At 42.4% G+C, this 22,967-nt stretch carries 23 protein-coding genes and 1 other RNA gene; 6 read left to right on the top strand and 18 right to left on the bottom strand.

What is annotated here, in order from left to right:
- Window positions 1-289 precede the first annotated feature (289 nt).
- The 3 genes from HG263_RS13210 to HG263_RS13220 all read right to left on the bottom strand — a co-directional run bounded on the left by HG263_RS13210 (window position 290) and on the right by HG263_RS13220 (window position 2,577).
- Window positions 290-1,000, bottom strand: a complete 711-nt coding sequence (locus HG263_RS13210) for a transposase (RefSeq protein WP_171626556.1) — start codon at window positions 998-1,000, stop codon at window positions 290-292.
- 94 nt (window positions 1,001-1,094) lie between these two features.
- A complete protein-coding gene (locus HG263_RS13215; RefSeq protein WP_171626557.1) occupies window positions 1,095-1,619 on the bottom strand; it encodes a hypothetical protein in 525 nt (174 codons plus the stop codon).
- A 442-nt stretch (window positions 1,620-2,061) separates the two neighbouring features.
- Complete coding sequence (locus tag HG263_RS13220; protein WP_171626558.1) at window positions 2,062-2,577, bottom strand: REP-associated tyrosine transposase; 516 nt, start codon at window positions 2,575-2,577, stop codon at window positions 2,062-2,064.
- A 563-nt stretch (window positions 2,578-3,140) separates the two neighbouring features.
- Between HG263_RS13220 and HG263_RS13225 the strand changes: the two genes are divergently transcribed.
- Complete coding sequence (locus tag HG263_RS13225; protein ID WP_171626559.1) at window positions 3,141-3,572, top strand: hypothetical protein; 432 nt, start codon at window positions 3,141-3,143, stop codon at window positions 3,570-3,572.
- A gap of 275 nt (window positions 3,573-3,847) precedes the next feature.
- Here HG263_RS13225 and gcvP read toward each other — a convergent pair whose 3' ends face one another.
- The 4 genes from gcvP to HG263_RS13245 all read right to left on the bottom strand — a co-directional run bounded on the left by gcvP (window position 3,848) and on the right by HG263_RS13245 (window position 9,128).
- On the bottom strand, window positions 3,848-6,739 hold the full coding sequence (gcvP, locus tag HG263_RS13230) for an aminomethyl-transferring glycine dehydrogenase (protein ID WP_171626560.1): 2,892 nt from the start codon (window positions 6,737-6,739) through the stop codon (window positions 3,848-3,850).
- 169 nt (window positions 6,740-6,908) lie between these two features.
- On the bottom strand, window positions 6,909-7,298 hold the full coding sequence (gene gcvH, locus HG263_RS13235) for a glycine cleavage system protein GcvH (protein ID WP_171626561.1): 390 nt from the start codon (window positions 7,296-7,298) through the stop codon (window positions 6,909-6,911).
- Between the two features lie 53 nt (window positions 7,299-7,351).
- Window positions 7,352-8,434 carry a glycine cleavage system aminomethyltransferase GcvT gene (gene gcvT, locus HG263_RS13240; RefSeq protein WP_171626562.1) on the bottom strand — a complete coding sequence of 361 codons (1,083 nt, stop codon included), beginning with the start codon at window positions 8,432-8,434 and terminating at the stop codon, window positions 7,352-7,354.
- Between the two features lie 121 nt (window positions 8,435-8,555).
- Window positions 8,556-9,128: a hypothetical protein gene (locus tag HG263_RS13245; RefSeq protein ID WP_171626563.1), complete on the bottom strand. Its 573-nt coding sequence runs from the start codon at window positions 9,126-9,128 to the stop codon at window positions 8,556-8,558.
- Between the two features lie 130 nt (window positions 9,129-9,258).
- Between HG263_RS13245 and HG263_RS13250 the strand changes: the two genes are divergently transcribed.
- Complete coding sequence (locus HG263_RS13250) at window positions 9,259-10,104, top strand: LysR family transcriptional regulator (RefSeq protein WP_171626564.1); 846 nt, start codon at window positions 9,259-9,261, stop codon at window positions 10,102-10,104.
- A gap of 147 nt (window positions 10,105-10,251) precedes the next feature.
- Here HG263_RS13250 and HG263_RS13255 read toward each other — a convergent pair whose 3' ends face one another.
- The 4 genes from HG263_RS13255 to HG263_RS13270 are packed head-to-tail and all read right to left on the bottom strand — an operon-like array spanning window position 10,252 to window position 14,482.
- The gene (locus HG263_RS13255; protein WP_171626565.1) at window positions 10,252-11,421 is read right to left on the bottom strand and encodes an FAD-dependent monooxygenase; all 1,170 of its coding nucleotides are present in this window, start codon (window positions 11,419-11,421) and stop codon (window positions 10,252-10,254) included.
- On the bottom strand, window positions 11,418-12,605 hold the full coding sequence (gene ubiH / locus HG263_RS13260) for a 2-octaprenyl-6-methoxyphenyl hydroxylase (protein WP_171626566.1): 1,188 nt from the start codon (window positions 12,603-12,605) through the stop codon (window positions 11,418-11,420). The genes HG263_RS13255 and ubiH overlap by 4 nt, the downstream gene beginning before the upstream one ends.
- Window positions 12,606-12,614: 9 nt before the next feature.
- Window positions 12,615-13,925, bottom strand: coding sequence for a Xaa-Pro aminopeptidase (gene pepP / locus HG263_RS13265; protein ID WP_171626567.1), 1,311 nt, complete (start codon window positions 13,923-13,925; stop codon window positions 12,615-12,617).
- The gene (locus HG263_RS13270; RefSeq protein WP_171626568.1) at window positions 13,925-14,482 is read right to left on the bottom strand and encodes a UPF0149 family protein; all 558 of its coding nucleotides are present in this window, start codon (window positions 14,480-14,482) and stop codon (window positions 13,925-13,927) included. Before HG263_RS13270 ends, pepP begins: the two co-directional genes overlap by 1 nt.
- A 194-nt stretch (window positions 14,483-14,676) precedes the next feature.
- On the opposite strand from HG263_RS13270, the gene ssrS reads away from it, so the two are divergent.
- A non-coding RNA gene (gene ssrS / locus HG263_RS13275) (6S RNA) lies at window positions 14,677-14,859 on the top strand.
- Window positions 14,860-15,111: 252 nt separating this feature from the next.
- Here the strand turns inward: ssrS and HG263_RS13280 are convergent.
- From HG263_RS13280 to rplU, 5 genes are all read right to left on the bottom strand, one after another.
- Complete coding sequence (locus tag HG263_RS13280) at window positions 15,112-15,486, bottom strand: DUF3718 domain-containing protein (RefSeq protein ID WP_171626569.1); 375 nt, start codon at window positions 15,484-15,486, stop codon at window positions 15,112-15,114.
- Between the two features lie 79 nt (window positions 15,487-15,565).
- Window positions 15,566-16,057, bottom strand: a complete 492-nt coding sequence (folA, locus tag HG263_RS13285) for a type 3 dihydrofolate reductase (RefSeq protein WP_171626570.1) — start codon at window positions 16,055-16,057, stop codon at window positions 15,566-15,568.
- Window positions 16,058-16,127: 70 nt separating this feature from the next.
- A complete protein-coding gene (gene cgtA / locus HG263_RS13290; protein WP_171626571.1) occupies window positions 16,128-17,285 on the bottom strand; it encodes an Obg family GTPase CgtA in 1,158 nt (385 codons plus the stop codon).
- Window positions 17,286-17,461: 176 nt separating this feature from the next.
- Window positions 17,462-17,719: a 50S ribosomal protein L27 gene (gene rpmA, locus HG263_RS13295; protein WP_105169123.1), complete on the bottom strand. Its 258-nt coding sequence runs from the start codon at window positions 17,717-17,719 to the stop codon at window positions 17,462-17,464.
- Window positions 17,720-17,736: 17 nt separating this feature from the next.
- Complete coding sequence (gene rplU / locus HG263_RS13300) at window positions 17,737-18,048, bottom strand: 50S ribosomal protein L21 (protein ID WP_070985693.1); 312 nt, start codon at window positions 18,046-18,048, stop codon at window positions 17,737-17,739.
- 370 nt (window positions 18,049-18,418) lie between these two features.
- On the opposite strand from rplU, the gene ispB reads away from it, so the two are divergent.
- A complete protein-coding gene (gene ispB / locus HG263_RS13305; protein WP_171626572.1) occupies window positions 18,419-19,390 on the top strand; it encodes an octaprenyl diphosphate synthase in 972 nt (323 codons plus the stop codon).
- Window positions 19,391-19,451: 61 nt separating this feature from the next.
- Here ispB and HG263_RS13310 read toward each other — a convergent pair whose 3' ends face one another.
- Together HG263_RS13310 and mutY are read right to left on the bottom strand one after the other, a co-directional pair.
- A complete protein-coding gene (locus tag HG263_RS13310) occupies window positions 19,452-19,727 on the bottom strand; it encodes an oxidative damage protection protein (protein ID WP_171626573.1) in 276 nt (91 codons plus the stop codon).
- A gap of 38 nt (window positions 19,728-19,765) precedes the next feature.
- Window positions 19,766-20,824, bottom strand: coding sequence for an A/G-specific adenine glycosylase (gene mutY, locus HG263_RS13315; protein WP_171626574.1), 1,059 nt, complete (start codon window positions 20,822-20,824; stop codon window positions 19,766-19,768).
- Window positions 20,825-20,955: 131 nt separating this feature from the next.
- On the opposite strand from mutY, the gene trmB reads away from it, so the two are divergent.
- On the top strand, window positions 20,956-21,681 hold the full coding sequence (gene trmB, locus HG263_RS13320) for a tRNA (guanosine(46)-N7)-methyltransferase TrmB (RefSeq protein ID WP_171626575.1): 726 nt from the start codon (window positions 20,956-20,958) through the stop codon (window positions 21,679-21,681).
- Window positions 21,682-21,741: 60 nt separating this feature from the next.
- A complete protein-coding gene (locus HG263_RS13325; RefSeq protein ID WP_171626576.1) occupies window positions 21,742-22,776 on the top strand; it encodes a methyltransferase in 1,035 nt (344 codons plus the stop codon).
- The last annotated feature ends 191 nt before the right edge of the window (window positions 22,777-22,967 follow it).

Here is a 22,967-nt window from a genome sequence, read left to right on the forward strand (position 1 = left end):
ATTTACATTTAAGATCAAAAATAAACCAATAAAAACAAAAAACACCCAAATTGGTGCAATAAAGACAATTACCAGGAGGGTTAATCATATTCTAAAAATATGAATTTATTTATTAAGGCAAGCTAGTTTGAAATAAAATAAACAATATTTATGCAACAAATATTTTCTTTAAAAAAAGACGCTTAGTCAGTCTTTGACTCTAAAATGGGTAATGCTTATTGTCAGCCTCACAACAAAGAATGAGGTAATCGATGGGGTCATAATCAATGGGGTCAGAGTCATTGATTCGCTATTTTCGAGAGTTAATAAATGACACCGACTTCCTATCGCCCCCTTTTGGTAATGGTGATGCCCGCCTACCAGCCATTGCCTCTACTTGTTTTTTAAACTTATCGTTGCCAAGCACCCACATATTGTTGGTTGCAGTTTTTATTTCATCAACCGTAATCGAGGGAATTTCATCATCGAATAGCGCTCTGTATCGAGCTTGCCTATCAAGTTTATCTTTACCTAATTGCATATAAAGCGAATGTTCGGTAATTAGCCCAATGGTTTTGCCTACTGCATTGTGTTGATAGCTAGACCAAATATATTCGGCTGGGTGCTTAACCATGCCCGCTCTAACAGGATTTAGTTCAATGTAACGACTGACCACTAAAAAGTAATTATCACTATCAACCAGTGTTGATTTAAAGCGCCCTTCCCAAAGGGTACCCGTGCGTTTATATGCTTGGTTAAAATACCTAACATAATAGCGCCCTAGCGACTGCATCAGCTTACTTACACCATTTGGTGTGGTTGGTGTAGCCAATAAATGTACATGATTCGTCATAAGCACAAATGCATGAACTTTAACGCTGTACTCTTTAGCGTAATACTTTAGCTTTTCGAGATAAATGACATAGTCATCAGGTTCAACAAAAGTAATTTGCCTATTATTACCACGTTGAACAATATGCTGCGGTATATTCGGAAGGTTTAATCGAGGTAAACGTGCCATAACTTAAACTAGTCCATTAGTTTATCGTTATATCAGTATAGCTAAACTAATCAAATATAAGCGGAATAAAAATCGACGACTCTGACCCCATTGATTAAATCGACCCCATTGTTCGTGCTAACACACTGCGAAACCAAGGTGTTTTAAAACCTGCATCAGTGACAATAATAGGCTTACAATCTCGCGGCAGTACTTGTGCTAATTTTTTCAAGAATAACGCATGCGTAGCTGGTTTTTCTTTAGTCTTTATCGAATGAACTTCTTCATAGACGCATATACTTCGACTATGTGATGGCAAAGAAGCTCTAAGTAAAAAGTGACGTTTATATTCATCTAAGTCAGACCAATCAACTAAAATAATAGGGCGCTTCTTAGTGCCAACCGTATATTTAGCTAGCTCTGTATAAATACTTAGGCTTTCTCGAGCAAGATTTGCATTAGATAATAACCTATCAGCGCGTTTTATCTTATGCTTTTCCTTAGCATTACAACTAATGCCTCTACCTATTGTCGTCACTGTGGCGGCGGCCCCTGAAGCTAAACTTGCAACAGCGGCTATAAGGCTATTCCTGCGATATATATGCATATTAGGCGTGACAAAGGTGAGTGTTCTCTTCAAAATGGTGGTTACTTTCATAGTGTCTAGTGGTGTGTGATTTTTGGCGATTGATCAGATCGCGAAATACTATGAAAGTTCCCACATACTATTTTTATCAGCCTGATTTTTATAAAATACTTCTGGGGATAGCTCAGACTCTGACCCCATTGATTCTGACCCCATTGATTCTTGCTTTTGAACTTATCGTTGCCAAGTACCCACATTTTGTCGATTGCAGTTTTTATTTCATCAACCGTCATCAAGGGTATTTCATCATCGAATAGCGCTCTGTATCAGGCTTGCCTATCAAGTTTATCTTTACCTAATGAAATCAACGACTCTGACCCCATTGGTTTTTCTGAGGATTGAGATACTGTCGGACGAGTATGATGCACAGCACCGCCATCCGACGATAGGGAAGTACCTTGTACCTTCGTTGGAAGGCGCCTTCGGCTTTTCCAACCTACGCTTCGAGAATTAGTCCTTCTCCACACCAATTATGTGAATAGACACCTCGCTTCACAGCCTTATGGAAACTCGAATACGGCCACTCAACAACGCGATTAACCAAACCATGCTTCATTGGGTTGTAGTGCACATAATTAACATGGTGCCAATAGTCATGTTCATCACCTATGGTGTGCTCCCAAAAACGTCGCTGCCAAATGCCCCGCTCCCCATGCCGTCTGCGCGTGTCGTCTAGTAATTCTGTTTTAGGCAAAGATTTAGAGAAGCGCTTTTTGATCTCACGCCAGCGGTTGGAATAATCATCATCGCCCTCAGGTAGAGTCATCACAGCATGAAGATGGTCTGGCAAAACTACCCATGCATCAATATAAAATGGTTGGTGTTGCTTTACCCAACGCACCGACTCACGTATTAAATTGATATGCTCAATCAATAAAGCACTTTGTCGATTTAACAAATTTACCGTAAAGAAATAAGTGCCACCCGCCACATAATTACGCCGATACCGCATACCACCTCCTTGTGATTGCATTTAATAATTGCGTTGTAGGTTGGATAAGCGAAGCGCCATCCAACAAAAAATCGAGAGCGTAACATCCGAGTAAAAGAGTACAGCTTAGATTGGTCAATCTGGCTCATTTAACATTACGTAAAGGGAACACCCTCATTGCGTTTTGACGTTAGCCCTTCGCCTTTTTGTTGGAAGGCGCCTTCGGCTTTTCCAACCTACACTAGAATTAATAATAAAATTAAATCAGAGAGCTGGATGAAAAAGTTTATTCATATTTCGATAGGGTCTTTTATTATTTTCGCTATTATTATCTTTGGGTCTATTTGCTTCTATGATACCCATGTACAAAATGGTCATTGGGGTAGTGTCAGTGATATGCTTGTAGCCCTAGGTACCGCATTAATTGCGTATTTTTTACATTCTTACTTGTAGCAGCGGCCTACATCACCACCAAAAGCTGGTTAGACAAAGAAGCCCACCTAAAAGCAACCGAGTTTCTAGAAACACTCGCAGCTATTTTTCATCATCAACTTATCATTTATAGTACAAATCGTCAGTTAGCCTTGTATCAAGTTCTCAGAAAAAAACAAGTAGGAGACAAGAAAAAATTCGGCGTTAAAGACAAAGATGGCGCAAAGAGCTTCCTTCAATCCATTGGAGTAAATATCAACTCTTCCAGCTATTCTGAAGCCGATTTAGCTAGTATAAATAAGTACAGTGAAGCGCTTGTTCCTATCTTTAGAGAAAGAATATTGAAAGCGAAAAGCGACGTTGACTCATTGATAGCTAAAGTAATGATACTTGCCTCAAACTTTGGTGAAAAAGTAGATGGAGTTCAATTGGATAAGGATATTCATATATTAAGAAGCACAAACCACGGCGATAATTATGCAAAAGCAAAACAGATTATCAAAAAATATGCGCATGCTATCGATATGAAAGATTTCAAACTAACCGTACCTGAAGACGAACCATATGAGAGCGGCTCTTTATGATTATGTAACTTTTAATCGTCGGAAGGCGCCTTCGGCTTTTCCAACCTACACATCAAACTCGTAGGTAGGTATAAGGCGCGCAGCGCCGCCATCCGACGGAGGAGATTCCCGTAACAGTGGTTAAACTATCTCATTGCACCTTGCGCAAAGGAAACGCTCTCACTGCGTTCGCTGTCGTTAACCCTTTGCACCATCCACAAAAAAACCGCCTTGCTGTCACAAGGCGGTTTTTAAATCTAATCAAAACCAAGCCTACACTTGGCTTTTACCCAAACTTATTCTGCGTAAGTCTCAACCGCTGGGCATGAACAAATTAGGTTACGGTCGCCGTATACGTCGTCGATACGGGTTACTGTTGGCCAGAATTTGTCTTTTGCTACGCTTGGTACTGGGAATGCAGCGTAGAAGCGGTCGTATGCGCGGTCCCACTCGTTGCCAAGTACGTCAGCTTGGGTGTGCGGTGCAAATACCAGTGGGTTGTTTTCGATTGACCACTCGCCTGAGATGATCTTGTCGATTTCGCCCTTGATTGACACCATCGCTTCGATGAAACGGTCGATTTCTACTTTAGACTCAGACTCAGTTGGCTCAATCATCAAAGTGCCCGCTACAGGGAACGACATAGTTGGTGAGTGGAAGCCGTAGTCTTGTAGACGCTTCGCTACATCCATTTCAGTGATGCCAGAGGCTTCTTTGATTGGACGTAAGTCAACAATACACTCGTGCGCTACGCGGTTGTTTTGACCACGGTACAAGATTGGGAAGTGCTCACTTAACTTTTCAGTTAGGTAGTTAGCGTTCACAATCGCCATTTCTGTTGCTTGCTTTAAGCCTTCGCTGCCCATCATAGCAATGTATGCCCAAGAGATAGGTAGAATAGCCGCAGAGCCGTAAGGTGCAGCAGAAACCGCGCCGTTACCTTCTGTAGTACCTGCTACGTTGATCACGCTGTGGTTAGGCATAAATGGCGCAAGGTGCGATTTAACACCGATTGGACCAACACCTGGGCCACCGCCACCGTGTGGAATACAGAATGTTTTGTGTAGGTTTAAGTGCGATACGTCAGAGCCGATTGAACCTGGGCTTGTTACACCCACTTGCGCGTTCATGTTTGCGCCGTCCATGTAAACCTGACCACCGTGCTGGTGTACGATATCGCATACTTCTTTAATTGTTTGCTCGTAAACACCGTGCGTAGATGGGTAAGTTACCATGATACAAGATAGGTTTTCTGATACGTCAGCGGCTTTCGCGCGTAGGTCTTCCATATCAATGTTACCATTCTTATCACAGCCAACTACCACAACTTTCATGCTTGCCATTTGCGCAGACGCTGGGTTAGTACCGTGCGCTGAGCTTGGGATCAAGCAGATGTTACGGTGACCTTCGCCGCGTGACTCGTGGTATTTACGAATAGCGATAAGACCTGCGTATTCACCTTGTGCACCTGAGTTAGGTTGTAGTGATACTGCATCGTAACCGGTAATGTCTACTAACCAATCATGTAATTCGTTGATCATGATTTGGTAGCCTTGCGCTTGATCCAGCGGGCAGAACGGGTGTAGCTCTGCAAACTCAGGCCAAGTTACTGGGATCATCTCAGCGGTCGCATTTAGCTTCATGGTACATGAGCCTAGCGAGATCATTGAGTGGTTAAGCGCTAAGTCTTTGTTCTCTAAACGCTTGATGTAACGCAGCATTTCAGTCTCGCTGTGGTACGAGTTGAAGTTAGGGTGCGTTAAAATTTCATCGTCACGTACTAGGCTTGCAGGAATACCGCTAATGCCATCTTTGCTGATTTGCGCATCGAGTGCATCAACATCTAAACCGTGGCCTTCGCCAAGAATGATGTCAAACAATTGTGCTACATCAGCACGAGTAGTTGTCTCGTTTACCGACAGTGAATACTCACCATCGTGGTTTGTAGCAAAGTTAACCTCTGCCGCAATTGCACGTGCTACTACTTCGTCTTTGTTCTGAGCAACCACAGTTAGCGTGTCAAACCAAGTATCGTGCTTAAGGGCAACGCCTTTTGACTTAAGGCCCGTTGCTACAATGCTTGTCAAACGGTTAATGCGCTGAGCGATTGTTTTAAGGCCCTCTGGACCGTGGTACACCGCGTAGAACGCCGCCATATTGGCTAGCAGTACTTGCGCTGTACAAATGTTTGAGTTGGCTTTTTCACGGCGAATGTGTTGCTCACGTGTTTGCATTGCCATACGTAGCGCATCGTTACCTAAACGGTCTTTTGATACACCAATAATACGCCCAGGTAGTGAACGCTTGTACGCATCGCGCGTTGCGAAGAATGCCGCATGAGGACCACCGTAGCCCATTGGCACACCAAAGCGTTGTGCAGAACCAAGTACTACGTCAGCACCCAGTTTACCCGGCGCTTTAAGTAGCAATAAGCTCATGATGTCTGCAGCCACACAAGCAATCGCTTTTTTGCTTTGTACTTGCGCAATTAAATCTTGTACATCGACTACTTCACCCGTTGTGCTTGGGTATTGGAATAACGCACCAAAAATGTCGTGGTTGGCAGCGTCAACAGCAGGCCCTACTACCACTTCAAAACCAAACTGCTCAGCGCGTGTTGCCACTACGTCGATAGTTTGTGTGTGTACGTCATCGGCAATGAAGAAGGTGTTAGCTTTTTTCGCTTTAGCAACACGCTTAGCAAGCGCCATTGCTTCAGCCGCAGCTGTTGCTTCATCAAGTAATGAAGCCGACGCTAGGTCTAAACCTGTTAAGTCAATCGTAAGAGTCTGGAAGTTTAATAATGATTCTAAACGGCCTTGTGCAATCTCTGGCTGATATGGAGTGTATGCCGTGTACCAACCTGGGTTTTCAAGTACGTTACGTAAAATTACGTTAGGTACATGCGTTGGGTGGTAACCCTGACCAATGTACGACTTGAATACTTTGTTTTTGCTTGCAACTGATTTTAGGTAGCTAAGTGTTTCAACTTCAGTACGACTTTCGCCGATGTTTAACCCTTGCTCTAAACGGATAGCCGCAGGTACAGTTTGACCGATCAGCTCTTCAACACTCGATACCCCAAGAGCGTTTAGCATGTCAGTTACTTGCGCCGGGCTTGGGCCAATATGGCGGCGAATAAAATCTTGCTTTTGCTCTAATTGTTCAAGAGATTTGGCGTTTGACATTAGTCCAGATTCCTATGATCCAAATTAAAAAGTGTGTTTGTCACAAATAGCCTTGGTAACGGCAGAGTAACAAAACAAAACTGGCCACGGCATCTCACCGAAGCCAAAATATGTGTGCAATAACAATAAAAGCCCCAATAAATGGGGCCTTTAAAAAGACGAAAAACGATTAGTCTTCGTCAATAGTATTTGCGTAATCTTCAGCACTTAGAAGATTTTCAAGATCTGACTCATCAGATGCTTTAATACGGAATAACCAACCGTCGCCGTAAGCGTCGTTGTTTACCGTTTCAGGTGCATCTTCTAGCTCTTCGTTGATAGCAACGATAGTGCCTGAGATTGGTGCGTAAATGTCAGAAGCTGCTTTAACAGACTCAGCAACTGCACAGTCTTCACCTGCATCAACTTCATCATCAACTTCTGGCAATTCTACGAATACCATGTCGCCTAGAAGTTCTTGAGCATGCTCAGTGATGCCTACAGTGTAAGTGCCATCGCCTTCAGCGCGAACCCACTCATGTGAAGACGCGTACTTTAACTCGCTAGGAATGTTGCTCATCTTTTTGTTCCTTTGGTTCGGTGTTTTAGACGGTTAACCCGTCTTTATTAATATTAAATAACTGCTTTGCCGTTACGTACGAAGCAAGGCTTCACTACTTTTACGTCAACAAGCTTTTTACGCATTTCAACTTGGGCTGTATCACCTGTAGAGCGAGGTACACGTGCCAATGCAACGCTAAAGCCCAAAGTTGGCGAGAATGTACCAGAAGTGATAACCCCTTCGCCACCTTCTACGATAACTTTAGAACCACCTCGAAGTACACCCTTAGTTTCTAAAACTAAACCAACTAATTTGTCGGTGCTCTTGTCTGCACGTTGTTGCTCAAGCACTGAACGACCAATAAAATCACGGTCTTCAGGTTCCCAAGCAATGGTCCACGCCATGTTTGCAGCCAGTGGTGATACCGACTCATCCATATCTAAACCATACAGATTCATGCCCGCTTCTAAACGTAGCGTATCACGCGCGCCTAAGCCAGCAGGAGCCACACCTGCGTCTAATAATTTTTGCCAAAGATCAGCGGCACCATCGTTATGCACAACAATTTCGTAGCCGTCTTCACCGGTATAGCCTGTAGTTGCAATGAAAAGATCGCCAGCTTGCACGCCAAAGAATGGCTTCATACCTTCAACTGCCGCTTTTTGTTCATCACTCAATATTGCAGCCGTTTTTGCTTTTGCATTAGGACCTTGTACTGCAATCATCGCGTACTCAGGACGCTCAGTTACTTCTACAGCATACCCTTGTGATACTTTCGCAATGTGTGCTAAATCTTTTTCGCGCGTAGCAGAGTTAACCACTAAGCGATAATTTGTTTCAGTGAAGAAGTAGATGATCAAGTCATCAATCACACCACCTTGCTCATTCAGCATGCCAGTGTAAAGCGCTTTACCAGGCTTTGTGAGCTTTGCTACATCGTTGGCTACCAACTTGCGCAAAAATGCTTTCGCATCGTCACCAACAACATCAACAATAGTCATGTGAGACACGTCAAACATACCAGCATCATTGCGCACCGCATTGTGCTCTTCAATTTGTGAACCATAGTTGATTGGCATTTCCCAACCATGAAAGTCCACCATTTTCGCGCCAGCTTCAAGGTGCTTAGCATGTAATACTGTTTTAGAAGTCATATCTGTCCTTCACTTTGTCATTCTCAACAAGTTGTCTTGCTGAACTTAGCCTCAATTGAGGTGGGGTTAATTCAATAGCAACAAGGGCGCTCTAATACAGAGTGCCCTTGTGTTTTTTGTTCTAGTTTAGGTTAAAGCCTTGCGCTTGCAATGTTGCTTGCCATTTATTAATAACTGGCGATTGTGCAATGAGTTGATAGCGCTGCTCACCTTCCTCTAATAAAGAGGTTACGAATACTTCACCGCTTTGTCTGCCGTAGCAAACAAGTTCATCTGATAACCTCAAGCCCGGTGTAAGCTCAAAGCTAGAAATTAGGGTATCAAATGCCTGTTGTCCAGATAGCGTGGTGATGGCTAAATCATCTCTTACCACCAGCTCAATATCATAATCTTCAACATGCTTAGCAACAAACTGCTCTAAAATAACCACCGCATCGGCGTCTACCACAAAGCGGTAGGCCGTTTCGCTAAAATAGTAAACACTGTACTGCTGTCCACCATCAAGCTGACCCTGGATACCAAGGCCCGGCGCCATCAACTTATTTAGATTTAAGCCCATTTGCTGATTTAAAAAAGGTGTAGCCTCAAAACCGCTGAAATCTAATACGGTTAAATTTTGAGTCGCCACCATTGTGTTTACCACAGGCGCAGTGCCTTGGCGGTGCTTAGCAAACATTGTGGGTGCAAAAGTCATGATGACACCTTAATTAAAATTTTATAAGCACAGAGTATATTGGGGGTAAAAGCCAACAACAAATTGTAATTATTTATCCATTGATAAATAATGTTAATGTAATTACCTTTGTTAAATAGTATTTATTAATATGAAGAACTTATCAATAGATGGCTTGCGTACCTTGGTCACGGTGGTTGACGTAGGCGGCTTTGCCAAAGCGGGCGAACTACTAGGCCTTTCACAACCGGCAGTATCTTTGCAAATCAAACGTTTAGAAGAGATGCTAAACTGTAAGCTATTTAAAAAGCAGGGTCAGCGCCAAGTGCTCAATCAATATGGTGAGCTGCTGCTACCTTTGGCTAAACAAATGCTACAGCAAAACGATGCCATTATTCAGCAGTTCACCTCAGAGAGTGTGACAGGAAAAGTGCGCTTAGGTATTCCCAGCGAGTTTGCTGCACGCATATTACCCTCTATCATCGGCGATTTTGTGTCTTTATATCCCGATGTATCATTGGAAGTAAAATCTCGCCTAAGTAAGCATTTGCTCTCAGACTCACGACAAGACCAATTTGATTTAGTCTTAGCCTTAAATGAGCAACTCGACTCAGCCAAATATCCAATTTTTATGCAAGACCAACTCGTATGGGTCGGTGATTTATCTAAAGCAAATGATGAAATAGTTACGCTTGTGACGGCACCTGAAGGTTGTATTTATCGCCGCCGAGCAATTGAAGCGCTGCAACAAGCGGGTTTGAGGTATCGCATTATTTACAGCAATGCCGATTTAACCGGGCTAATTGCTGCTTTAAAAGAAGGCTTGGGGATCACCGTACTGGCAAAAAGTACCGTACCAAGCGAATTAAACTACCAAAGTCACACCCAGCGTTTACCAGAACTTGGACAAATTGGGATTTGCTTAGTTAAAAACTCTGCGGAGTCTATAAATGCGGTAGATAAACTTGCTGAGTTTATTGCTTTGCGTTTGGGTTAATACTTCTGTGTGTCACGCTGGCGAAGAGCAAGACCTAGTTGCAATAAATGACAATGAATACTCAGGACGCCTGAGTATTCAAGTTCGAAAGCAACCCCCTGTCACCGTCATCCTGACGAAGGTCAGGATCTAATGGCAATTGAGTAATTATCTACCCACGGCCTCTTTAGCAAACAGATGTTTGATTGGGCCCAAGTTATCAACTGCACTTAAACCAACCCCTCTGATTAACTTTTTCAGCGGGTTCGTTCCTTCAAACAGTTCCTTCAAGCCTTGCATCATAGCAATATGTTTTTGCGCATCGAGTTTACGGGTACGTTCGTACTCCCTCAGTGCTCTATGGCTTGCAAACTCTTGACCTTGCTGATCAGATAATAAATCAATCAACAGCGCAACATCTTTCAAGCCTAAGTTCATGCCAAGCCCAGCAAGCGGGTGGATAGTATGCGCCGCATCACCAATTAACACCACTTTGTTATTTAACCACTGCTTGGCATAGCGCATTCTAAGTGGAAATACCGCTCTGTCATCTGCCACTTCACACAATCCACATTGCCCATCAATGGCAACATTAAGAGCTTTATTAAACGCTTCGTTAGATAAAGACATTAAATGTGATGCGTGCTCTGGTGAGGTAGACCACACGATAGAGTGGTGATGCTCATCAGATAGCGGTAAAAACGCCAATGGCCCTGTTGGTAAGAAAACCTGACGTGCAGTTTCCTCATGAGGTAATTGTGTTTTGACTGTCGCTACTATCGCGTGGTGATCGTAGTCCCAAAACGTCAAAGGCATTTTAAACTGCTGGCGAATAGCTGAATTCGCGCCATCTGCGGCAACCAATAATTTAGCCATCACAGGCTCGCCCGAGGCTAGAGTTATCAGTGCGTCGGTATCTGTTTGGTGAATACTCTGATAACTAGTATCAAACGCTAAAGTGACATTACTACATTGTAAAAGCTGGTTATAAAGCGCATAACGTATGGCATCATTTTCGATAATATGACCCAGTTCATTCAGGTCCAAGTCTTTACTGTTAAATGCAATTTTACCAAAACTATCTTGATCACGAACATCCATATGGGTGTAAGCAGACGCTCTGCTTGCAAGCAAGTCTTGCCATACGCCTAAACGTTCAAACAAGGTTTGGCTAGCAAGGCTTATAGCGCTAACGCGATTGCCATATTGTTCACCAAGCGGTTGAGGTACTGGTTTGCTATCAATCACTTGTACACTGATGTCGGCGTGAGCAAGACCTAGAGCGAGCGTTAAGCCCACTGCGCCACCACCAACAATACATACTTGCACTTGCTTCATTCAATATTTCCTTTGCTCACATGGCCCATTAACTGTTTTGCTAATGGGGCTTTTAAACGTGAAGACAATGCCATGGCAAACAAACCACAGCTGCGACCCAGAGCCATCAGGCGTGAAGAATTAGAAAATAACCGTACCAGTGAGTCTGTTAATGTCATAACCGTATTGATATCCTGTTGACGGGATTGTTCATATTTACGCGTAAACACATACTCCCCTAGCGCTTCTTTATCTGCACTGGCCAATAGCGCAACTAAACATTGGATATCACGTACCCCTAGATTAAAGCCTTGCCCCGCAATCGGGTGGATAGCATGCGCTGCATTGCCAATTACGATACTACGATGACTAACGATTTTATCTACGCGCCCCAGTACCAATGGGTAACTGGCACGCATTCCCACTTGGGTAAATAAACCAGCCCGATAACCAAACGCATCATGAAGTTCAGCAATAAACTGCTCAGCTGGCATATGCTTGTACTGCTCTAGCTGAGCTTGCGGCATACACCAAACGAGTGAGTAACGGTTTTCACTCATCGGTAACAACGCCATAGGACCGTGCTCAGTAAAGCGCTCAAACGCCTTACCGCTATGACCGCCTTGCACCTCGACATTGGCAATTAAAGCACCTTGTTCATAAGCGGAGCCATTGAAGCTTAAATTCAGCAAGTCTCGTGTGGGAGAGTAAGCCCCATCTGCAACCACTAATAGCTTGGCCCTAAGTTGCTGTTCATCGTTTAACGTAACATCAACGTGAGATTGGCATAACGTCAACTTTGCAACATTGGCAGGGCAAAACAAACTGACTCCCGCATCGATAAGTTGCTGATGCAAAAATGCCCCATATGGATTAACTTCAACCACGTAGCCTAGCGCGTCGCAGTGGTGATCTTGATGGTTGATTTGCGTTTTGCCAAAGTGCCCTCTATCTGAGACATTCACTTGCTTAATAGGCTGAGCAAAAGGCCATTGTGCTTTGAATAGGCCCAACCGAGCAAGATAGTCAACAGACTGATGGGCAAGTGCTATGCTTCTATCATCAAAACTAGGGTGAACATTACTTTTAGGAGTGAATGCTTCAACAACGGCAATTTTATAGTTTGCATCAAGCTTGTTAATTGCCAATGCAGCGGTGGCCCCAGCCATGCCACCACCCACAATAAGAATATCGAATTGTTGCAACCTACTCTCCTAACGTTGCATGAGCGCTTCTATATCTGCTATGGCTTTAGGTACTCCCGCTGTGAGGTTCTCAAAGCCATCTTCTGTAATGAGTAAATCATCTTCAATACGAATACCAATGCCTTTAAATTGTTCAGGCACCTGTGCATCTTCATCAAAATACAAACCAGGCTCAATGGTTAACACCATACCCGGCTCAAATGGCCTGTCGGCTTCGTCAAGTTTGTACTCGCCAACATCATGCACATCTAAGCCCAACCAATGTCCTAAGCCATGCATGTAAAACGCTTTACACGCCTGATTTTCTAGTAGTGTATCCAAATCTCCAGCCAAAATACCGAGCTGGATCAAACCTTCGGTCATTACCGACATAGCAGCCTGATTAGCCTGTACCAAAGTACCGCCTGGTTTTACTTGTTCAAAGGCTGCTTGCTGTGCTTGTAGTACCAACTCATACACTTGCTTTTGCGGTTCGCTAAATTTACCAGAAACAGGAAAGGTACGTGTGATATCTGCAGCGTAGCCTTCCAGCTCACATCCAGAGTCTATCAGTACTAAATCCCCGTCTTTAAGCTCATCGCTGTTTTGAGTGTAATGCAAAATATTAGCATTGTTGCCAGAGCCAACAATGGTGCCGTACGCGGGATGACGTGCCCCGCTCATTGCGTAGTGATGGTGAATTTCAGCCTCTAGCTGATATTCAGTTGCCCCCGCCTTGGCGAAGCACATTGCTCTTTTATGCGCTTCGCAGCTAATTTGTGCTGCTTTTCGCATAACCTCTATTTCAGCAGCTGATTTAAATAAACGCATTTCATGCACTAAAGGACGAATATCTTTGATAATTTCGGGTGCTCTGTAGCCCTTTTTAGGTGCCCCACGTAATGCATTTAATAAATTCCAAATTTTGTCGTCAAAGTCACTATAAGTGCCTTGTCCGTAATACAGCACACGCTTGTTATTTACTAATTCTTTTAGCTGTTCATCCAGCTCACTCAACGGATAAGTATTATCGAGCAAATAGTGCTTTTTAGCCTGCTCATGACCAACCCGACGACCATGCCAAATTTCTGCAATTTTGTCTTTATTTCGACAAAATAGATGACTCGCAACCTGCTCATCTCTGTCTTTGCACAGTACAAGTACAGCATCAGGTTCGACAAAGTTTGTTAAATAAAAAAAGTCACTATCTTGGCGAAAAGGGTATTCAGTATCACGGCTACGAGTAAGCTCAACAGCCGCAGGGAGCACCGCCACCGAGTTTTTATCAAGCTGTGACAGCAGACGCGTTCTGCGTTCTAAAAATTCAGTTATTTCAATCATTAGTGTATCGTCTTGGAAGTTGTCGCAGGATCTTTACCCATTTCAGCAAAACACAACATGGCTGACACGCGGATATATTCAATGATTTCATGTAAGGCTTGTTGATCTTCTTCTGATTCATCAAAGTGAGCATCTAGCTTAGTTATTTCAGTAAAATCCTCTATAACCTCTTTGACATCACCTGAAAGCTTGCCATAGTCTTTTTGTTTTAAACCAAACCCTAGCAAAAAGCCTGACACCCAGCTTACCAAGGCATTGGCCTGATCGCTTAACGACTCATCTTCACTAGGCAAAAACAGTTCAAAGTGAAACTCAGAGTCACTAAAGTGTTCAACGACATGTTTATACATGCCGGCAAAAAACTGTTTTAGCACTTCACTAAAATTTTGACCTTCATTGAACACGTCACTGAGTAATCCTAAGTATTCTTTCTCTTCAATATTTAAACCACATGCCAATAACCCACTGATGGCACCATGTACTTCAGCTGGGGCAACATAAATATCGTGTTTTTCAAGCAACAATTGTGCTTGTGTGTAGTCATTTAATTCGCTCATCAGATAAACTTTCTTCGCATATAGTTGCTTAATGCTAACACTGCAAGTATAGCAACTCCAAGCAATTGTATCCTATGGAGTAAAATTCCAGCACTGTGATTAGTTTATTAGCAGCGACGGATAAAAACTCAGCAAACGGACAACTATTTGCGTTTTATGGTTTCGACTTGCCACTATGTTTTATATACTGAGGGTGTTCCCTAGCTCGTAGGACAGCAGATTAAGTCCCTGAGCCGATAAACTTTATAAAGGAATGTAGTTTGCTTGCTACTGAGCAGGCTCGGCATGTACCGAGAAGCCTACGGCGAGCTGTTGCTTTCCGCCTTGAACCTCAGGGTTCAAGGGCTGACATCCGCATCCGCGACGCCGGGGAACACCACTCAACCTACCTGCCTTACTTTAATTTTATTAAGCATTAATCATTTTTAGCGAGCTGAATGGCTCATAAACTGCGTTAAAAACAACCATAGAAGAACGACATAGCGTAGTTTTTCCTCGTTACTAAGCCGTTTATTTGATGCAATTGGTATTAGATATCACCGCCAAAAAACAGACACAAAAAAGCCCCACCGGAGTGAGGCTTTTTGCCAGCTTGATTTTACACTTAACCAAGCTTCATTGCGTCTACATTAAAGACCTGCACGCTCTTTAATTACTGCAATTAGAGGTGAACCACCGTGGCCATTACCTTCGGCCCAAGCTATTTCAGCACCGTCTTCTAAAGAGCTTTTTGGTAAGTTTTTAACAATATACTCGCCGGTATCTGCTGCATTACTTACAATCGCGTGACGAAGCATGTTGTTGCCATTACATTTTACAGCATCAAAAATATTACGGATTTTAACACGTGAGCTTTTAAGCTTCTTACGCAAGCTGCTTTTATCATCTGCTGCAATGTATTCACAAATTGATATTGCTAATTGCTCATTTGCATTGGCTTTATAGCTAAACGACATTGACGCTGCGACAATTGAAGCTGACACAAGCACGGTAGTTAATTTCATCTAAAACACCCTCTAATACTTTATTCGTACCCCAAATCGAGAGTAATTGTATCAAGCTGCACAAAAATTAGCAATAAACTCATACTTTTTTGTTCAGTGTTACGAATTTATAGTTATATAGATTCTTTTCATCCGCCGAGCAATTCTGCTCTTCGAGTACCTGCCAATTTGCGACTTTAGTGTAGTCTGGGAAACATGTATCACCTTCAACATCTAGGTCTATAAAGGTCAAATATAGTCTTTCACACATTGGCAAAAACTGCTCATATACATGTCCACCACCAATGATCATTATCTCTTCAACATCACTAAGCAGTGCCAATGCAGCTTCTGGAGAGTTTACAACTTCAATCCCTTGCGCCTGATATGTATCATTTCGAGTGATCACAATATTACGTCGCCCCGGTAAAGGACGACCTATAGATTCAAATGTTTTCCTTCCCATAACGACAGGCTTTTTCATCGTTACTCGTTTGAAATGTTGTAGATCGGCAGGTAAATGCCATGGCATTTGGTTATCTTGACCTATGACTCTGTTGTGTGCCATCGCCGCGATCATGGAAATTATCACATTGAACCTCTCTAGTAATTTAGTATTAAAAAAAGGGCCAAATAGCCCTTAATTATTTATATAAGTTTACTTATCTTTCGTAGATAACTTCAACATCATAATCGTCGTCATCCCAATCATCGTCCCAATCGTCATCGCTGGCATCTTTAGTTGCCTTACGATGGTAAGTATCCCACTTAAACTCGACTTCTTCTTGCTCTGTTTCTGCTTCAAATTTATCTTTTGGCATACTCTCAAGCAATGTCATGATGTCATAGCATAGCGTTTGTGTATTGAGCTTATTGATAGCCGAAATACGATAAACCTGCTGCGCGTCTAACTCAGTTTCGATACGCTGACAAATTTCATCTGCTTCATCTTCTGGTAGCAAGTCTATCTTGTTTAAGATTAACCAGCGCGGCTTATCTGCTAATTTTGGACTGTACTGATGTAATTCATTAATAATTGCAAACGCATTATCAACCGGATCAGTGCCATCGACAGGCATAACGTCAATAATATGCAAAAGTACTCGGCAGCGCTCTAGATGCTTTAAGAAGCGAATACCTAAACCCGCACCATCAGATGCCCCTTCAATTAAGCCTGGGATATCTGCAATAACAAAAGATTTGCTGGCTTCGGGTCTAACTACGCCTAAATTAGGAATAAGTGTAGTAAATGGATAATCAGCCACTTTTGGTTTGGCAGCCGATACACTACGGATAAATGTTGATTTACCTGCATTTGGCAAACCTAATAAGCCAACATCAGCCAACAGTAATAGCTCTAACTTCAGGTTGCGTACTTCGCCAGGTGTGCCAAGTGTCTTTTGACGAGGTGCACGGTTAACACTTGATTTAAAACGAGCATTACCAAGACCATGGAAACCACCTTTCGCAACTAAAAGCTTTTGTCCATGTTGCGTTAAGTCCCCCAAAGACTCTTCGGTATCTACATCAGTTACACGCGTACCGACAGGCACTTTTAAAAATAGGTCTTCGCCTTTTTTACCGGTACAGTTTCTTGACTGACCGTTTGTGCCACGCTCTGCACGATGAAAACGTTCAAATTGATAGTCAATCAAGGTATTCCAGTTTTCGTCTGCAATTAGGTATACACTGCCGCCATCACCGCCATCGCCACCGTCAGGACCACCATCGGGGACATATTTTTCACGACGAAATGACACAATGCCACTACCGCCATCGCCCGCTTCTGCGCGAATTTCAACTTCATCGACAAACTTCATGGTTACTCTCTTTTGACTTTTGAATGGGGGATTCTAATACCGAAGTATAATACCTTTACCAATAAAGCTTTAGTCATTATTGCGTTGAGCAATAAAAACAGCCTTTAGTTGATAAAGCTTTGCTTTAGACAAACAAAAAACCCCGCCGTAGCGGGGTTTTTTTAATCTTTTACCGATTACTCAGCAACGATGCTAACGTATTTACGGTTTAAAGGACCTTTTTGTTCAAAAACAACTTTACCGTCTGCTTTTGCAAAAATTGTGTGGTCTTTACCGATACCTGCGTTAGTGCCAGCGTGGAACTTAGTACCACGTTGACGAACAATGATGTTACCCGCTAATACTGATTCACCACCGAAACGCTTAACACCTAAACGTTTACTTTCTGAATCGCGACCGTTACGAGTACTACCAGCTGCCTTCTTATGTGCCATCTTTCTGTACCTCTAAATTAAGCGCTAATGCCAGTGATTTTAACTTCAGTGAACCATTGACGATGGCCCATCTGCTTACGAGAATGCTTACGACGTCTAAATTTAACGATCTTAATCTTCTCACCGCGACCATGTGAAACAACCTCAGCTGTTACTTTGCCACCGTTTACGAACGGTGCACCGATCTCGATTTTCTCACCATCAGCAACTAGAAGTACTGAATCGAATTCAACTGCTGCACCAGTTTCAACGTCTAATTTCTCTAGACGAATTGTTTGACCTTCAGTCACACGGTGCTGTTTACCACCACTTTGGAAAACCGCGTACATAATTAACTCCGTCTGTGCGCCCTCAAATCGACGCAACTTAATATTCTTCAATAGGGCGCGAAGTTTACGCTAATGCAAAGCTACAAGCAAGCCTATTTTTGTATAAAATGAATAAAAAATAACTGCAATGAGGGCGAATCATTATTTTTTGCTAGTCTATCCAAAAAAACCCATAAACCAAAGCGCTTTTTTACACTTTTAAGACGTTTATAAAAACAGATAAAAACAACAACAAAGTAGTCTAAATAATCAACAATCTATGCTTGCTAAGTTATTTTTTTAACCATAACTGGACAAAATATCGAGCTAGTTAAAATTTTGTAGTACACTCGCGCTGTATCTCGTAAATTTATTTTTGGCTTGGAGCACAATGGATATCAAAACTATCCAGACGTTAATCGAACCTGACATGCTTAACGTCAATCAACTTATTCATGCGCAAATGCAATCTGATGTTGCCTTAGTTAATCAGCTGGGTCTTTACATTGTTAATAGCGGCGGCAAGCGCATACGCCCTATGTTAACTTTACTCACAGCCAAAGCGCTTGAGTGCTCTGATGACCAACACATCACCTTAGCTACGATTATAGAGTTTATTCATACGGCTACTTTATTGCATGACGATGTCGTAGATGAGTCAGCTCTGCGACGAGGTGAGCCTACAGCTAACGCTGAGTTTGGTAACGCAGCCAGTGTATTAGTGGGGGATTTTATTTACACACGTTCATTCCAACTTATGGTAGGTTTGAACAACATGCAAGTAATGCAAATCCTCGCCGATGCCACAAACGTAATCGCTGAAGGTGAAGTGCTGCAGCTAATGAACTGTAACGACCCAGACACAACAGAAAAAAGTTATATGCAGGTTATCTACAGCAAAACTGCCAAGCTATTTGAAGCAGCGACCATGTTACCCGCTGTTGTGCTTAAAAAATCTGAGGCAGTTCAAGAAGCATTAAAGTTGTACGGGATGCATTTAGGCACTGCCTTTCAATTAGTGGATGATGTGCTCGATTACAGCGCAAATGCTGAGCAAATGGGAAAAAATTTGGGTGATGATTTAGCTGAAGGTAAGCCAACTCTACCACTGATTTATGCGATGAAACACGGCACTGAGCTACAAGTAAAGCAGATCAGAGAAGCAATCAGTAACGGTAATGGAATGACCTATCTTGATGATATTCTCGCTACTTTAGAGCAAACCAATGCTTTAGAGTTTGCGATGGAAAAGGCCAGAAATGAAGCGCAAACAGCCATTGATTACTTGGATGTTTTAGCTGACACACCTTATAAGCAAGCACTTATCGCGCTTGCAAAACTATCTGTTGCGAGAGACCACTAAAACAACAGTTTGTTCTGCTAAGAAAAAAGCCGCATAAGCGGCTTTTTTTAGACTTCAATGCTTATTTTTGCTCTGGAGGGCGGTATCCCTCTATTTCAACGTCTTTATCTTCAAATAAAAACCCCACCATTTGTGCTTCTAGTAGTGCACGGTGATCCGGGTCCATCATATTTAGATGTTTTTCATTGATCAGCATGGTTTGTTTATGCTGCCACTGCTGCCAAGCTTCTTTTGAAATATTGTTGAAAATTCTTTCTCCAACTTCGCCAGGGTATAGTTGAAAATCCAAACCTGGTGCTTCTTTTTGTAGCTTTTGACAAAATACCGTACGTGCCATAACGTTTTCCAAATAAATCGAAGAATAATAACGCTAGTCTAACTCATTGCGTCGAGGACTTTAACCAACTTTTTTGTTGGCGCAGCAAGTCCAACTTGTGGATGATCTTTAACGTCATACCAAATAATTGGTTGTTCGTGGGCAAAATCAGGAATACTCGTTAGCTTAAAGACTTGAGGGTGAATGGTTAATTCAAAATGCGTAAATATATGAACAAAAGATGCCAAAGATTGCATGTGACCATTAAACCCTTGTTGAGCAATAAACAGCTCAACCTCTTCTAAAGACTGGAATTCAAAAAAGCCAAACAGTCCACCCCAAATGCCCGAACTTGGTCTTTTTTCCATGAGCACTTTATCATCTGCTTTGATTATAAGATGATAAACCTGTTTTTTTGGCTTTTCTTTTTTGGGTTTTGAATGAGGGAAAGCTTTAACTTGCTCATGCTTAAATGCTTGACACTGACTGACTAAAGGACACGCCAAACAATCAAAGTTACTGCGAGAGCAAAGGCTAGCGCCTAAGTCCATCATGGCTTGGTTAAATTCAGTAACATTGTTTTTAGGTGTGATAGCTTCAGTTAAAGACCAAAGTTGGTTTTCAACTTTCTTGACGCCGTACCACCCTTCAATCATAAAGAACCGCGCCAATACTCGCTTAACGTTACCATCTAAAATAGGGTGATGCTGACCTAGTGCTAAAGACAAAATAGCACCAGCGGTAGAACGTCCAATGCCTGGTAGCGCCATAACTTGCTCAAGTGTCTGCGGGAACTGACCTTTATATTCGCTTGCCACTATTTTAGCTGTTTTGTGTAAGTTTCTGGCTCTTGCATAGTAACCTAATCCAGTCCAGTGGTGCAGCACTTCATCTTCTGGTGCGTGTGCTAATGCTTCAACAGTAGGAAAGCGCGCCATAAAGCGTTCAAAATATGGGATCACGGTAACGACCTGTGTCTGCTGTAACATTACTTCAGAAATCCAAACCTTATAGGGAGTTTTCTCTAACTGCCAAGGCAAAGTTTTGCGACCATGTTGGTGATACCAATTTACGATCTGCTCGGCAAACCACTTAGCTTGTTGACTAGAAACCTGCATTAATCACACTTTTTTTATAACTAATTCAATAGAGCGCCAGTGTATGGTGCTTTTAAAAACAGTCAAGCTATTGTACTTATGTCCACGAACAGGGATAATGTGCGCCCGTTTTTTACACCAATGAATTGACTATGAATGAATCGAGTAAAACCTCGCTAGAGCAAGCTCAGCAAGAAGGTAAATATATCCGTAAAGTGCGTAGCTTTGTTAAACGCGAAGGCCGTTTAACAAAAGGTCAACAAGCTGCTATCGATAAATGCTGGCCCACCATGGGGTTAGAGCACAATCAGGGTATGCTCGATTTTTCTAAAGTTTTTGGTAACGACAATGGTGTAGTACTAGAGATTGGCTTTGGTATGGGTAAATCTTTGGTTGAGATGGCAAAAAATGCGCCTGAGCTCAACTTTATTGGTATTGAAGTTCACCGTCCAGGTGTTGGGGCTTGCCTTATGGATGCTGATGAGCAGCAAGTGACAAACCTGCGTGTTTTTGAGCATGATGCGGTTGAAGTGCTAGCAGACTGTATCCCTGATGGTAGTTTAACGACAATGCAACTATTCTTCCCTGATCCTTGGCATAAAAAACGCCATCATAAGCGTCGAATCGTACAACCTGAATTCGTAGAAAGCTTGCGTACCAAGTTAAAAATAGGAGGTGTTTTTCACATGGCTACTGACTGGGAAAACTACGCTGAACATATGCTTGAAGTGATGCTGGCGGCTCCAGGCTATGAAAACACATCGACTACCAATGATTATGTACCACGCCCTGATAATCGTCCTCTTACAAAGTTTGAACAGCGCGGCCACCGTCTTGGGCATGGTGTTTGGGATTTAATGTTTAAACGCGTTAAGTAAACCCAAACATATAGCTAACACTTTTGGGGCCTTTAATAGGCCCCTTTATAATGAGTAATTATGAGCAAATTATCTAACCCTAGCCTTTTGCTACTTCGTAATGAAGAAGAGTTGCATGGCAATAATATTTTAGTTATTAACACCAATCGCGACGGCTTTTTATTGGAGCTTAGTAAACTAAATCCAAACGCCACGATTAATGCATTTAGCTACAATGTTGCTGATCATAATGACTCTAGTCAGTGCGCCAATGTACACAGCTTTGTAGATCACAGCCTACCACAACTCAAAGACTTAGATTTAATTATCTACTATTACCCAAAGTCTAAGCCTGAAGCACTCATGATGCTCGACAATATTCGTTCAATCGCAAACAAGGATACTCGATTGCTCGTAGTGGGCAACAATAAAGGTGGAGTGAAATCAGTAGAGAAGCAACTTAAGCCATTTGCTGAGCAGTTTTACAAACTTGAAAGCGCCAAGCACTGCCTATTGTACGAATTTTCTGGATTAGACGCTTTTGCAGACTTTGATATCAAACGTTACCAGTCAACGTTTAATGTTACTGTTGCAGGGCAATCGTTTTCAGTTGTTAGTGTTCCTGGTGTATTTAACCATGGAAAACTTGATGTTGGCACACAGCTACTACTTGAAAACAGCACAGTGCCTTACAAGGGGAAAGTGCTCGATTTTGGCTGTGGCGCTGGCATCATTGCCACATTTTTAGCTATTCAACAAAGCGAGCTTAGGCTACATTGCTTAGACGTTAGTGCACTAGCAATTTATGCCACCGAACAAACTTTGGCACTTAACAATTTAACTGCTGAATGCATGTTAAGTGACGGTATGAGCAATGTTTCAGGACAGTATCACTTGATAATTAGTAACCCGCCTTTTCATACTGGAATTGCCACAGATTATGGTATTGCGGAGCGGTTTTTAGAGCAAGCAAAAGGCTTTTTAAAGCCTCACGGGCAAATACAAATAGTTGCAAATAACTTTTTAAAATATCCCCCTATTTTGGAGCAGCAGTTTGGTGAATTTTCAACCTTAGCCAGAAATACTAAATTTACCGTTTACCAAGCCTCCAGATAACAGGTCAATAACCTAAAAATCGCCTTTTACCGCTCGGAATAGATAAAATAACATGCAAAATCAGGTATTTTTTTGTTATTTTATCTAATCTGTTTGCTACACTAAAATGTAGTTTTTGTGTTCAACTCTTTTTCGCGCCGAACAAAGCAAATTGGGTGACTTACGCGCCTTAGGTTACTTAATGGGTTGCC

Source organism: Pseudoalteromonas caenipelagi, assembly GCF_013140855.1.
Taxonomy (GTDB): Bacteria; Pseudomonadota; Gammaproteobacteria; order Enterobacterales; family Alteromonadaceae; genus Pseudoalteromonas; species Pseudoalteromonas caenipelagi.